This is a genomic window from Streptomyces liliifuscus, assembly GCF_016598615.1.
Lineage (GTDB): Bacteria > Actinomycetota > Actinomycetes > Streptomycetales > Streptomycetaceae > Streptomyces > Streptomyces liliifuscus.
The window spans coordinates 1102236-1114893 of sequence record NZ_CP066831.1 but is presented as its reverse complement, the minus strand read 5'-3'; the positions used below and the strand labels follow the sequence as shown (position 1 = coordinate 1114893).

Genomic DNA, 12658 nt, shown 5'->3' with positions numbered 1-12658 from the left:
TGCTTGCTGGAAAGGGCACTTCGAAATCGTGAATCTTTGGTCGATCTACCAGCACGGCTTCGCACGGATCGCCGCGTGCACCGGCCACGCGGCCATCGCCGACCCGCCCGCCAACGCGGAGGCGGTCCTGCGACAGGGCCGCCGATGCGCGCAGGAGGGCGTCGCCGTCGCCGTGTTCCCCGAACTCTGCCTGTCCGGCTACTCGATCGAGGACCTGCTGCTGCAGGACGCGCTGCTCGACGAGGTCGAGGCGGCGCTCCGGACCGTGGTCGCCGGGTCGGCGGACCTGCTGACCGTGCTCGTCGTCGGCGCCCCGCTGCGTCATCGCCACCGCATCTACAACTGCGCGGTGATGGTGCACCGCGGCCGGATCCTCGGGGTCGCGCCCAAGTCCTACCTGCCGAACTACCGCGAGTTCTACGAGAAGCGGCAGGTCGCCGCGGGCGACGACGAGCGCGGCGGGACGATCCGGGTCGGCGGCGAGACCGTGCCGTTCGGCACGGACCTGCTCTTCGCGGCCGAGGACGTCCCCGGCCTGGTGCTGCACGCCGAGATCTGCGAGGACATGTGGGTGCCGGTGCCCCCGAGCGCCGAAGCGGCGCTGGCCGGAGCCACCGTCCTCCTCAACCTCTCGGGCAGCCCCATCACGGTCGGACGGGCCGAGGACCGGCGGCTGCTGTGCCGCGCCGCGTCCGCCCGTTGCCTCGCCGCCTACGTCTACGCGGCGGCCGGACTGGGAGAGTCGTCCACCGACCTTTCCTGGGACGGCCAGACCATGATCTACGAGAACGGCGAACTGCTGGCCGAGACCGAGCGGTTCCCGCTCGACGACCAGTACGCGGTGGCGGACATCGACCTCGACCTGCTGCGCCAGGCCCGCCACCGGATGGGCACGTTCGACGACAACCGCCGTACCCATGCCGCCCGCACCAGCGGCTTCCGGTCCGTGTCGTTCCGGCTCGACCCGCCCGCGACCGACCTCGGACTGCGTCGCCGGGTCGAGCGGTTCCCGTTCGTGCCGGCCGACCCCGGCCGCCTCGCCCAGGACTGCTACGAGGCGTACAACATCCAGGTCACGGCACTGCAGCAGCGGCTGGCGGCCATCGGTGGCCCGAAGGTCGTCATCGGAGTGTCGGGTGGCCTCGACTCCACGCACGCGCTGATCGTCGCCGCCCGGGCCATGGACCGCGCGGGCCGCCCGCGCAGCGACATCCTGGCCTTCACACTGCCCGGTTTCGCGACCAGCGAGGGCACCAAGGGCAACGCCCACAAGCTGATGCGTTCGCTCGGAGTCACCGCCGCCGAACTGGACATCACGCCGACGGCCCGGCTCATGCTCCAGGAGATCGAGCACCCGTTCTCCTCCGGCGAGCCGGTGTACGACGTGACCTTCGAGAACGTGCAGGCCGGGCTGCGTACGGACTATCTCTTCCGGCTGGCCAACCAGCGCGGGGGCATTGTGCTGGGCACCGGTGACCTGTCCGAGCTGGCGCTCGGCTGGTGCACGTACGGCGTCGGCGACCAGATGAGTCACTACAACGTCAACTCCGGTGTCCCGAAGACACTCATCCAGCACCTGATCCGATGGGTCATCAGCAGCGGCCAGTTCGAGGAGGAGACCAACGAGACGTTGGCCGCGATCCTCGACACGGAGATCAGTCCGGAGCTGGTGCCGGGAGAGGAACTGCAGTCCACCGAGTCCAAGATCGGCCCGTACGCGCTGCACGACTTCACCCTCTTCCACATCCTGCGCCACGGCTTCCGGCCGTCGAAGATCGGCTTCCTCGCCTGGCACGCCTGGCACGACCAGGGCGCCGGTGTGTGGCCGCCGGGATTCCCCGAAGCCAAGCGGACGGCGTACGACCTGCCGGAGATCAGGCACTGGCTGGAGACCTTCTGCCGCCGCTTCTTCGGGTTCGCGCAGTTCAAGCGCTCAGCCATGCCGAACGGGCCGAAGGTCCTGGCCGGCGGTTCCCTCTCCCCTCGCGGTGACTGGCGCGCCCCCTCGGACAGCACGGCGGCGGTCTGGCTCAGGGACCTGGCCCGCTGGGACGCGGTGCGGGAACAGGAAGGGGAGTAGACGAACCTCCGAACCGCGGACCGGGCCCAGAAGGGCGACGTCATGGTCCATGGAGCGGGCGCGGCACCCTCGGGGCTACGCGTACGGCCGGTCGCCCGCGATGGCGACCCGCTCCGCCACCCGGGGGTGCGGCGCGTAGTCGTTCACCGCGTAGTGCTGGGTGGCGCGGTTGTCCCAGAAGGCGACGTCGCCCGGCTGCCACCGGAACCGCACCTGGTACTCCGGCACATGGGCCTGCTGCGTGAGGTAACGCAGCAGGCGGTCGCTCTCCTCGCGGTCCATGCCGGTGATCCGAGTGGTGAACGAGGTGTTGACGAAGAGCAGTCGCCGTCCCGTCTCCGGGTGGGTGCGCACCACCGGATGCTCCACGGGCGGAAAGGTGTCCTGGAGCGGTACGAGCCGCTCGGGCGGGTAGAAGCGGGCGAAGCCGGGGATGAAGTCGTGCACGGCGGTGGCCCCGTCGACGCGGTCCTTCACCTGCTGCGGCAGATTGTCGTAGGCGGCAGCCATGTCGGCCCACATGGTGTCCCCGCCGAGCGGCGGGACCTCGTGCAGTTGGAGCACCGCGCCGAGCGCGGGCCGCTCCCGGAAGGTCACATCGGCGTGCCACACGTTCTCGAAGGTGGGCGTGGATCCACTGCCCTTGTCGAAGCGGACGACATCCTCACTGGCCCCTTGGGCGAGCAGCGGGTTGGTCTCCAACTCCCCCCACTGCCCGGCGAAGTCACGCTGCTGCGCGGATGTCAGGCGCTGACCCCGGAAGAACAGCACCTTCCACTCCAGCAGTGCCCGGTTCACCTCCTCGCGCAGCGCGTCTCCCAACGGCCGCGCGAGACTGAGGCCCCGTATCTCCGCCCCGATCGTGCGCCCTTGGGGCACCACCTCGAAGCGTTCGTACGGGCGCTCCTCCCACCCCTCGGGCAGGCGGCGCAGGACGCGCTCGCCCTCGTACATCCCGCCTTCGGGTACGCGGGCCTCGCGCAGTGCGGGCTGTGGTCCGGCGCTCATGACAGTCATGGCTTCCAACTCCTCATGCGTGTACTTCCGGTGGCAGACGGCAGGTTGCCCAGGAGACGTGCCCTCGCCTGCCGTGAACGGAGGAGTTCAGCGGCGCGGTGCGAACGTGCACCGGGAGTCGTCCGGGCCATGAGGAAGTGGGAGTCGATCCGGACCGTGAGGAAGGAGGACCGGCACTGTCAGGGCGGGGGCGCGGCGAGCGAACGGCTCGGCAGTTGCCCGGCTAGCGGCCTGAGCGCTCGCACCCGGTCCGGTCCGGGACGCGCAGCGGCCCCGTCGTGTCGAACCAGTGTCCGGTCATGTCGATGAGTGTGTGAGTTCCGCCGAGTGCTGTCAACATGGCATCGCGCGGCGGCCCGATGTCAGCCACGGTGTGGTGGCTCGCGGAGTTGTACTGTCCGCCGGGCGGCGGCCGCGTCCGGCCGCCGCTGTGCCACCTGTCTGCACTCCACGGTGGGGTGAGACGTGTCACCTCGACCGAGTCACCCCGACAAGGCAGCGGTCAGGCGGTGACAGGCTCCTGCTCCGCGGAGTTGTCGGCCGCAGGAGTCTCGGCCGCCGTGTAGAAGACGGACGAGCCCTGCTTGGTGCGCTGCACATGACCCTTGGCGACGAGCCCCTCCACGGTGGTGCGCACGACCTTGGGCTTGATGTCGCGGTCGGGGTGGGCCTGGGCGAGCGCGGTGCTGATCTCCGCGGAGGACCGCGGTTCGGACTGCCGGCCGAGGTGGTTGTGGATCAGCTCCACGAGAGTGGGCAGCTTCGCCGCGGGTGCGGACGCCTTCGTCTCGGGGGTCTTGGCCGCCGCCTTCTTCGGCTTCGAGGCGGTTGACCTCTTGCGCCTGCCCGACTTGGTCTCGGCCGAGGCCTGTCGCGGCAGCGAGGGCTTGGCCGCCGTGGCAGTCTCCTCCTCGCTCGGACCTGCTTGCTCCAGGCTCTCGGCGCCCAGCGTCCGCTGCAGGTTCACCAGCAGGGCCTGGTCGTGCTCCAGGGCACTCAACTGCTCCTGAAGTGCGGCCACTTCGGCGCCGATACGTTCCTGTTCCTTGGTGTTGCGCTCAAGGTCCGCAGCCACCTGAGCGGCGTACTGCGTCTTGAGTTCCGTGGTCGCTGACTCGACTTCGGACATGGCAGCTACCTCTCCTCCTGCATTGTGTGGTGCTGACGCCGGATGGTACTCGCATCATCCACGCCATGATCCTCACTGTGTGCGGGCTTGTCCCGCGGTTCCACCAACGGGGCACAACTGCCTTGGGCTGCATATGCCTGGGAGAGAGTGCACTCGGGTGGCGTCAGCACCACCATCACGTGCTGTCTCAATTTCAACCATCAAGGTGAACGCGAAGCAGCAACGGAGAGGGGCCGGTTCGACGCCAACTGCGTCGAACCGGCCCCTCTCCGTGGTGTGTTGCACCTCCGCGGACGGTCAGTCCGTGCCGGACTCCATGGCCGCGCGGTCCAGCAGCGCGTCCTCCTCGGAGACCTCACCGCGGGAGGCGATGGCCTCGGCGCCACCCTCCGGCATCTCGGGCATGGTGCCGATGAGGCCGGTCGCGGCCGCCTGGGAGGCGCCGATCGCGGGGCTGCCGGTGCCGATGAGACCGAGGCCGACGTACTGCTCCAGCTTGGCGCGCGAGTCGGCGATGTCGAGGTTGCGCATGGTGAGCTGGCCGATCCGGTCCACCGGGCCGAACGCCGAGTCCTCGGTGCGCTCCATGGACAGCTTGTCCGGGTGGTAGCTGAACGCCGGGCCCGTGGTGTCGAGGAGCGAGTAGTCCTCACCGCGCCGCAGCCGCAGTGTCACCTCACCGGTGACGGCCGCGCCGACCCAGCGCTGAAGTGACTCGCGCACCATCAGTGCCTGCGGGTCCAGCCAGCGGCCCTCGTACATCAGCCGCCCGAGACGTCGGCCCTCGTTGTAGTACTGGGCGAGGGTGTCCTCGTTGTGGATGGCGTTGACGAGACGCTCGTACGCCGCGTGCAGGAGAGCCATGCCGGGGGCCTCGTAGATGCCCCGGCTCTTGGCCTCGATGATGCGGTTCTCGATCTGGTCGGACATGCCGAGGCCGTGCCGGCCGCCGATGGCGTTGGCCTCCATGACCAGGTCGACAGCGGAGTCGAACTCCTTGCCGTTGATCGTCACCGGGCGGCCCTGGTCGAAGCCGATCGTCACGTCCTCGGTGAGGATCTCGACCTCGGGGTCCCAGAACCGCACGCCCATGATCGGCTCGACGGTCTCCACGCCGGTGTCCAGGTGCTCCAGCGTCTTGGCCTCGTGGGTGGCACCCCAGATGTTGGCGTCGGTGGAGTACGCCTTCTCCGCGCTGTCCCGGTAGGGCAGGCCGTGGGCGAGCAGCCACTCCGACATTTCCTTGCGGCCGCCGAGTTCGGTCACGAAGTCCGCGTCCAGCCAGGGCTTGTAGATCCGCAGATGCGGGTTGGCGAGCAGGCCGTAGCGGTAGAACCGCTCGATGTCGTTGCCCTTGAAGGTCGAGCCGTCGCCCCAGATCTGTACGTCGTCCTCCAGCATCGCCCGCACCAGCAGCGTGCCGGTGACGGCGCGGCCGAGGGGGGTCGTGTTGAAGTACGCGCGCCCGCCCGAGCGGATGTGGAACGCGCCGCAGGTCAGTGCTGCCAGGCCCTCCTCGACCAGCGCGGCCCGGCAGTCGACCAGGCGCGCGATCTCCGCACCGTAGGTCTGCGCACGGCCGGGCACCGAGGCGATGTCGGGCTCGTCGTACTGGCCGATGTCGGCGGTGTACGTGCACGGGACGGCGCCCTTGTCGCGCATCCAGGCGACCGCGACCGAGGTGTCGAGTCCGCCCGAGAAGGCGATACCGACACGCTCGCCGGTGGGCAGGGAGGTGAGGACCTTAGACATGGGAAGAGTATGCATCATTCCGCATGATCATGCAAAGCGCGGTCGTCGGTGTACCGCGTGGGGCCTCAGAGGTATCTGACCCCCCGCTCCGTGCTGCCGGCCAGGAAGCCGGAGAGCCGGGCGCCGTAGCGGATCCAGCGGCGGCGCAGGCTCGGGGAGCGGGCGAGGTCGGAGGTGTGCAGGAGCAGCCAGGACCAGTTCATGAGGACCGTCCGGTTGTCGCGGCGCTCGAAGCCGGCGTGGCGGTAGGCGGCGTACAGCCGGGCGCCGGACCTGCCGTAGTTCCACTTCTGCCGGGCCAGGCCGGAGAGCTCGGCGCGCAGCCGGTAGTGCATGCGGGCGTCGTGCGCGTAGTGGACCCGGTAGCCGCACAGGTGGGCCCGCCAGGACAGGTCCATGTCCTCGCCGCCGCCCCGGTAGCTCTCGTCCCAGCCGCCGATCGTCGTCAACACGTCTTTCCAGGCGGCGCAGTTGGCGCCACGCGCGAAGGGCAGGAAGTCCGTCTGCTCGGTCATGGGCGCCGGCTGCTCGTCGGCGTACATGGGGCTGAGCACAGTGCTGTCCAGGCTGCCGCCGATGAGGTCGGCGTCCTGGGCGGCCGAGGCCAGCGCGGTGAGCCAGCCGGGGTCGGCGACGTCGTCCGCGTCGCAGAAGGCGATGAAGTCACCGCGGGCGGCGGCGATTCCGCGGTTGCGGGCGCAGCTCTCGCCGGGGCGCTCGTGGGCGTCGACGATCCGCAGACCGGGCAGGTCGGGGCGCGCTTTCTCCGCCACCTCGCGCGTCGAGTCGGTCGAGCCGTTGTCGACGACGAGGACCTCCCACGGGGCGGTGTAGCTCTGGGACGCGAGAGCGCGCAGCTGTGCCGGGAGCGTGAGCGCCCCGTCGCGGACGGGGATCACCACGGAGACAAGTTCCGGGGCCCCTCTCAGTCCGGACATGTCATCGGACATGTCAGGGGAGGGCGCGTGGGTGGAGGGGACGAGGTGGGTGTCCCGTACGAGACAGGTCCCCGCGGCCAGGGCGGCGGACGCGGTGGCGTCGGTGTCGTCGGTCCGGCGTCGCACCAGCAGTCGCGGGACCATGACCCACCCGGCCCGACGGCCGCTCGTGTGCAGCAGATCGCGTCGTACGGCGTACGCGGCACCGTCGAGACCGGGCTCCAGGGTGATGCCCTCGACCAGCGCGTCGGCCCCCAGCCGGAGCGTGCCGCACTGGACGAGGCCCGCATCGTCCCGGGCCGCCCGGGCCAGGTGGCGCAGCCAGTCCGGGAGTGCCTCGTCGCGGCCGTGGAGGAAGGCGACGTAGGGAGTCCGGGCGGCGCGCGCGGCCTCGACGCACGCATCGGCGGCGGTTTCGGACGGGCGGCGCACGAAATGCAGCCGTGGGTCCGGGAGTGGGTCCGGCAGTGGGTCGGCCGGGGTGACCACCGTGATCGCGGAGGGCGGCAGGGACTGGCGCAGCAGGCTGCGCACCGCGGGTTCCCACTCGCCCTCGGGCGCCGCCACGACCACGGCGATCTCGGGCAGGGGCGGTTCCATGCCGGTCACCCGTCACCCGCCGACCGAGACCGGGTCCAGCGTGAAGTCGATGTCGTTGGGCGGCGCGACCAGCAGGGGCAGCAGTTCCTCGCGGGTCGTCGCCTCGCGGCGGCGGCGTTCCTGGGCGTTCATGGCCTGTGTGTAGGAGCGGCGTTCCGCCGACCCGAAGCCCGTCTCGGGCGCCTGGGTCAGCGACTGGGGCCAGATCCGGTAGCGGTACAGGACATGGCGCACACTGCGCAGCCGGTACAGCCGGGCCGCCCGGAGGTGGAAGTCGGTGTCCGCGCCAAGCCTGACCGTGCCGTCGAAGCCGCCCAGCAGCTCCAGCACCTCGCGGCGCACGACCGACGACGGGTGCAGCACCACAGTCGAACGGCCCAGGCGCATCCACAGGTTGCCGTTGCGGGGCATCCGGCGGCGGCCCGTGCTGTCGCCCGCGGCGTCGATGTACTCGTAGGCGCAGCCCACCAGATCGGCCTTGTTCCGTTCCAGCAGGGCGAGTTGGTGGCGCAGCCGGCCCGGCAGGCTGATGTCGTCGGCGTCCTGGAAGGCGACGTACGGAGTGTCCACGCGCTCAAGGACCTTGTTCTTGATGCGCAGATGGCCGACGTTCTCGGAAGTGCGCAGCACGGTAAGTCGCGGGTCGTCGGCGTACGGACGCAGTGCGGCCGTCCAGGTCTCGTCGGGGGAGCGGTCGTCGACCACGACCAGGCGGAGGTCGGTCCGGTCCTGGGCGAGGACCGAGGCCGCCGCCACGCCCAGGTAGTCCGCGCAGTCGTAGTGGGGCAGGACGACGGTGACCGCCGCCTCCTTGTGTGCCGATGTCCGCACGGCGTCTCCCTTCCAGGGCCGCCGCAGCGGGCAGCCGCCTGTGTCGGCGTGGGGACGGCCGCCGTGCCGGGCGGCCGTCCCGTGTCAGCGTCCGGTGTGTGCCGCCGCGGGCCGCCCCTCGGCGGCCGGGCTCATGAAGTCGCCGTCGTCGCCCCACTCCACGTGCCGCAGCGGGCGGCCCGCCGCGCCACGTACGGCGAGGCTCGTGGCGACCGAGCAGAACCAGGTCAGGTGTACGGCCTTGACGGTCCAGCGCTTCAGCCCCCGTACCGGGCCGCCGCTGCCGTCCCAGGCGGCGAGCGGCCACAGTCCGTGGAACAGGGTGCCGGTGAGGTACGTCCGCGCGGTCGCCCACGGGTAGTCGGCCGTGCAGGTCACATGGCTGTAGAGGGAGCGGCGCAGCCGGCTCAGCGTGTCGTGGGTCCGGGTGACCCGGTAGAAGCTGCCCCGGGCGTCCGGCAGTACTTCGAGGTCGTGCAGCGGGTCGGCCGCGTCGGGGTCGAGGAGTTCGAAGAGCACGAAGCCGTCGTCGGCGAGCCGGCGGGCCGGGATGCCGTCGGCGACGACGTCGGCCGCGACGAGCATGCAGGCCGCCGCGGGGTAGGCGCCCGGTGGCACGGTGACGCCGGAGATACGGTCCATCGTGCGTGACGCGGCCGATGGACGGGGCAGGGCCACGAGGTGGGCGCCGACCGCGCCTGTGCAGCCGCGTTCGTGGAAGCGGTCGACGAGCCGGGCGAGACAGCCGGGGTCGAACTCGACGTCGTCGTCCGTCCACAGCCAGCCGGTGTGGCCGAGCCGCCGGGACAGCCCGAGCGCCGTGTTGACCGTGCGGAGCTTCCCCCGGCCAGGCAACGCGAATCCGACGACGGGCACGGCGGCGGCACTGGTCAGCCTGCGCAGCCGGTCGACGGCCTCCGCCTGCTCGCCGGGGCCGTACTGCATGCCGAGCCAGATCGTCAGCGGCAGTCCGGGACGGGTTTCGCGTACCTCGGTGAGAGCGTCGAGGAGATGACGGAGAGCGGTCTCATGGGCCGTCAGGTCGCAGCGCGCCACGTATGTGGGCAGCAGCACCCCGAGTCCACCGGAGGGCAGTCCGGTCTCCAGGTTCGCCGGGTCCTGTTGGACCTCTCCCGACCTGACCAGGGTCACCGGAGTGTGTGGTGGGGGCAGGGGGTCGAATCCGCGGGCCACGGCGCGTTGCCACCATGTGCGCCCGCTTCCGGTGCCCCCGAGCATCCGCGTCCCTTCGCCGACCGACCCGTGCGCCACCCGTTCCGGCCCTTCGTCGGATATCCGGGGACGAAGGGGAATTCACCGTCGATGTGCGCGGTCGATGTGCGCGCCGCGCAATGTGCGAAGTGTGCTGATTTCGACGGGGCGTACTCTAACCGGCGCCTCGAAGTGATCACAAGACGCTCGTCCTGTTTCGGGTCGATGGCCGAAATCCCTGCGTTCCGGTTGCACCGGTTCGGTGAATCATCCGGGCAGACGCACGGGAATCGGATGGTGGCCTGGCCGAATTCCACTGCCGTTGCGCGGAGTTACCCCCGGACGGCATCAGGGAAACGGCCGAAAATGGTCGGCCGATTCTATTCACTCCATCTTGTGTGTCGGCGGTGTGTGCGGTCCGCTCGCCGCTCTGTGGCAGGCTGACGCCACAGCATTCCGCGCCATTCGTCGCGGGCGGCGGAAGGAAGAAGGTGTCACACATGAGGTATTCCGCACGTGCGGAACAGCAGTTGGGCGGGACGTCCGGGCCGCCGTCCGGGCGTGACGTCCTGCTGCACGCGCACGGGATCGTGAAGAGCTACGGCCGCCGCCGCGTCCTGGACGGCGTCGACCTCGTCGTGCGCGCGGGCGAGGTCGCGGCGATCGTGGGCAGCAACGGAGCAGGCAAGTCCAGCATGCTCAAGATCTGCGCCGGGCTCCTCGCCCCGGACAAAGGCCGGGTGACCATCTCCGGACGCCTCGGCTACTGCCCGCAGAACGCCGGCGTCATGGGCTTCCTCACACCGCGCGAGCACTTCACGCTGTTCGGCACGGGCCGGGGCATGGGCGGCCGGGACGCCGACCGCCGCGGACGCGAACTCGCCTCCAAGCTCGACTGGTCCGTCGCCCGCGGCACCCTGGCCAAGGACCTGTCGGGCGGTACGCGGCAGAAGCTGAACGTAGTCCTCTCCGCCCTCGGCGAGCCGGACGTCCTGCTGCTCGACGAGCCCTACCAGGGCTTCGACCGGGGGTCCTACGTGGACTTCTGGCAGAACGTCTGGGGCTGGCGAGACCAGGGCAAGGCGATCGTCGTCGTGACCCACATGCTCAACCAGCTCGACCAGGTCGACCACGTGCTGGACCTCAGCCCCAGGAAGCAGGAGGCGGGCCGATGAACCGGACCCTGCGCATGGCCGAGATGACACTGCGTGAACTGCTGCGCCGGCGCGGTGTGCTGGGCCTGCTCCTCCTCGTGCCGCTGGTGTTCTACCTCGGCCGGCACGACCAGCCCGGCCAGGCCATCCGGTTCGCCAGCCTGGGAGTGGGGTTCGCGGTGAGCACCGCCGCCCTCTTCTCGGCCGTCGGCGGCCGGGAGATCGAGCCCCGGCTCACCCTGTCCGGCTTCCGGCCCCGGCATCTGTACCTGGGCCGCATGCTCGCCCTTCTCACCGCCGGGCTGCTGATCTCCGCGCTGTACGCCGTGGTCGTGATCGTGGACCAGGACGTGGCGAACCCTCAGGCGGTCGCCCTGGAACTGGCGCTGACCTCCCTGGTGGCGGTCCCGCTCGGACTGCTCCTCGGCCTCGCCGTGCCCCGGGACCTGGAGGGCACCCTGCTGCTGATCTCCGTCATCGGCGCCCAGATGGTGATCGACCCGGCCAAGGACGTCTCCAAGGTGCTGCCCTTCTGGTCGACCCGGGAGATCATCACGTATGCCGTCGACGGCGCCGGCAGCGGTTCCCTCGTCTCGGGCGCGACGCATGCCGTCGTGGTGACCGCGCTGCTGGTTCTGGCGAGCGGCGGCGTCATGTCGGTGCGATTGCGTCGGCGTACCCACATGCAATTCGTGTGAATCCGCCGCGAGTCCGTGCGGTGAGTCGGGGGAAAGTGACTCTGTCTCGCCGATACGAACGCGTGTAGGGTTGGGGAATCGTCCTGCCGGTGCGGTGTCCACGCATCGGTACGGTGGCCCGGCTCGTCGCCTCTCCCCAGAAAGGAGAGATTCGTGAACGGTGCACAGCGATTACCCCTCGGCGAATCAGCCGAACAAGCCCTTTCGAGGGCGACGGAATTCCTCAGGACCGCACGTGATGCGGACGGTTGGTGGAACGACTACGAAGTCCGTGGCCCAGGCCAGTTCTGGGCCACTGCCTTTGTCGGTGCCTCACTCGCGGAATTGCCCGACGGACCCGGGCGAATGGCGGCGGTGTCCGCCTGGGAGCTGCTCAAAGAGGCCCGGGGCCCGTCCGACGGCTGGGGCTACTGCCCCCAGGTCCCCGGTGACGCCGACATCACCTCCTGGGTACTGCGACTTGCCGAAGCGCTGGGAGCCGAGGACGACCTCCGTGCGGACGAGGGATACCGCTTCGTCGCGGCGCACCTTCAGGAGGACGGCGGCATCTCCAGCTATCTGCCGCAGTTCGCCGCGCCCTTCCTGGACCGGGTGGCCCCCCGTTGGGACGCCTGGTACGCCAGTCATGTGTGTGTCACCTCGGCCGCCGCCGGGCTGCTCCAACTGCCGGTGCACGAACGGCTGTTGACCAGGCTCCGGGAGATCCAGCGGCCGGACGGATCGTGGCCCGCCTACTGGTGGCCGGATCGCGAGTACCCCACTGCGCTGGCGGCCGAGGCGCTCACCGCGGGCCGCCCGGACGGAGACCGTCCCGAGGCGCGGGCGGCCGCCCACTGGGCCGCCGCCAGGATCGGTGCGGACGGTGCCGTGCGTACCGAACTGGAGCCGGAGGGCTCCGCGTTCGCCACCGCCTTCGCCATGCGTGCCGTGCTGGCCGGTGAACTGCCCGAGGGCCGTCATGTCGTCCGCCGGGCTGTCTCCTACCTCACCGACTCCCAGGAGAAGGACGGCAGTTGGCGGCCGTCGGCATGGTGCCGGGTGCCCGGCCCCATGGAGTTCGACCCCGACGCGCGTGAGCACTGGGAACGCGGACGACGCGGCAAGGCCGCGCTGGGCTCCGTCGTCCTGGACACGAAAGCGCTCTACACCACCGCGTCCGTCGTGGCCGCGCTGGCCAGGACGAGCACCGCGGCGGTGTCCTCGGCGACGGCCGCGCCGAGCCGCGCGGACCTCGCATGACGGCGCGC

The 12658-nt window shown here is 70.4% G+C and carries 10 protein-coding genes; 4 read left to right on the top strand and 6 right to left on the bottom strand.

Translation table 11 applies throughout. The features are described 5' to 3' along the window. Positions 1-28 precede the first annotated feature (28 nt). Entirely contained in the window at positions 29-2080 is a 2052-nt protein-coding gene (locus JEQ17_RS04790; protein ID WP_200394020.1) for an NAD(+) synthase, read from the top strand. Positions 2081-2155: 75 nt separating this feature from the next. Here JEQ17_RS04790 and JEQ17_RS04785 read toward each other — a convergent pair whose 3' ends face one another. The 6 genes from JEQ17_RS04785 to JEQ17_RS04760 all read right to left on the bottom strand — a co-directional run bounded on the left by JEQ17_RS04785 (position 2156) and on the right by JEQ17_RS04760 (position 9499). After that, positions 2156-3097, bottom strand: coding sequence for a TauD/TfdA dioxygenase family protein (locus tag JEQ17_RS04785; RefSeq protein WP_200394019.1), 942 nt, complete (start codon positions 3095-3097; stop codon positions 2156-2158). 502 nt (positions 3098-3599) lie between these two features. Further along, the gene (locus tag JEQ17_RS04780) at positions 3600-4226 is read right to left on the bottom strand and encodes a BlaI/MecI/CopY family transcriptional regulator (protein ID WP_200394018.1); all 627 of its coding nucleotides are present in this window, start codon (positions 4224-4226) and stop codon (positions 3600-3602) included. 297 nt (positions 4227-4523) lie between these two features. Further along, on the bottom strand, positions 4524-5978 hold the full coding sequence (gene argG, locus JEQ17_RS04775) for an argininosuccinate synthase (RefSeq protein WP_200394017.1): 1455 nt from the start codon (positions 5976-5978) through the stop codon (positions 4524-4526). Positions 5979-6043: 65 nt separating this feature from the next. After that, entirely contained in the window at positions 6044-7516 is a 1473-nt protein-coding gene (locus JEQ17_RS04770; protein ID WP_200394016.1) for a glycosyltransferase, read from the bottom strand. A 12-nt stretch (positions 7517-7528) separates the two neighbouring features. Further along, positions 7529-8347 carry a glycosyltransferase family 2 protein gene (locus JEQ17_RS04765; protein WP_200394015.1) on the bottom strand — a complete coding sequence of 273 codons (819 nt, stop codon included), beginning with the start codon at positions 8345-8347 and terminating at the stop codon, positions 7529-7531. An 84-nt stretch (positions 8348-8431) separates the two neighbouring features. Continuing rightward, positions 8432-9499 (bottom strand): glycosyltransferase family 2 protein, encoded by a 1068-nt coding sequence (locus JEQ17_RS04760; protein ID WP_234048069.1) that lies wholly within the window; start codon positions 9497-9499, stop codon positions 8432-8434. A gap of 560 nt (positions 9500-10059) precedes the next feature. On the opposite strand from JEQ17_RS04760, the gene JEQ17_RS04755 reads away from it, so the two are divergent. The 3 genes from JEQ17_RS04755 (at position 10060) to JEQ17_RS49920 (ending at position 12650) form a co-directional block, all read left to right on the top strand. After that, positions 10060-10734 carry an ABC transporter ATP-binding protein gene (locus JEQ17_RS04755; protein WP_200394013.1) on the top strand — a complete coding sequence of 225 codons (675 nt, stop codon included), beginning with the start codon at positions 10060-10062 and terminating at the stop codon, positions 10732-10734. Then, the gene (locus JEQ17_RS04750) at positions 10731-11411 is read left to right on the top strand and encodes an ABC transporter permease (protein ID WP_200394012.1); all 681 of its coding nucleotides are present in this window, start codon (positions 10731-10733) and stop codon (positions 11409-11411) included. Before JEQ17_RS04755 ends, JEQ17_RS04750 begins: the two co-directional genes overlap by 4 nt. A gap of 345 nt (positions 11412-11756) precedes the next feature. Next, complete coding sequence (locus tag JEQ17_RS49920; RefSeq protein WP_234048068.1) at positions 11757-12650, top strand: prenyltransferase/squalene oxidase repeat-containing protein; 894 nt, start codon at positions 11757-11759, stop codon at positions 12648-12650. Positions 12651-12658 lie beyond the last annotated feature (8 nt).

What these genes read in the sequence shown, in the direction of transcription:
- JEQ17_RS04785 (WP_200394019.1), bottom strand. Translation starts at nt 3,097, where the DNA reads ATGACTGTCATGAGCGCCGGACCACAGCCCGCACTGCGCGAGGCCCGC.
- JEQ17_RS04780 (WP_200394018.1), bottom strand. Translation starts at nt 4,226, where the DNA reads ATGTCCGAAGTCGAGTCAGCGACCACGGAACTCAAGACGCAGTACGCC.
- argG (WP_200394017.1), bottom strand. Translation starts at nt 5,978, where the DNA reads ATGTCTAAGGTCCTCACCTCCCTGCCCACCGGCGAGCGTGTCGGTATC.
- JEQ17_RS04770 (WP_200394016.1), bottom strand. Translation starts at nt 7,516, where the DNA reads ATGGAACCGCCCCTGCCCGAGATCGCCGTGGTCGTGGCGGCGCCCGAG.
- JEQ17_RS04755 (WP_200394013.1), top strand. Translation starts at nt 10,060, where the DNA reads ATGAGGTATTCCGCACGTGCGGAACAGCAGTTGGGCGGGACGTCCGGG.
- JEQ17_RS04750 (WP_200394012.1), top strand. Translation starts at nt 10,731, where the DNA reads ATGAACCGGACCCTGCGCATGGCCGAGATGACACTGCGTGAACTGCTG.
- JEQ17_RS49920 (WP_234048068.1), top strand. Translation starts at nt 11,757, where the DNA reads ATGGCGGCGGTGTCCGCCTGGGAGCTGCTCAAAGAGGCCCGGGGCCCG.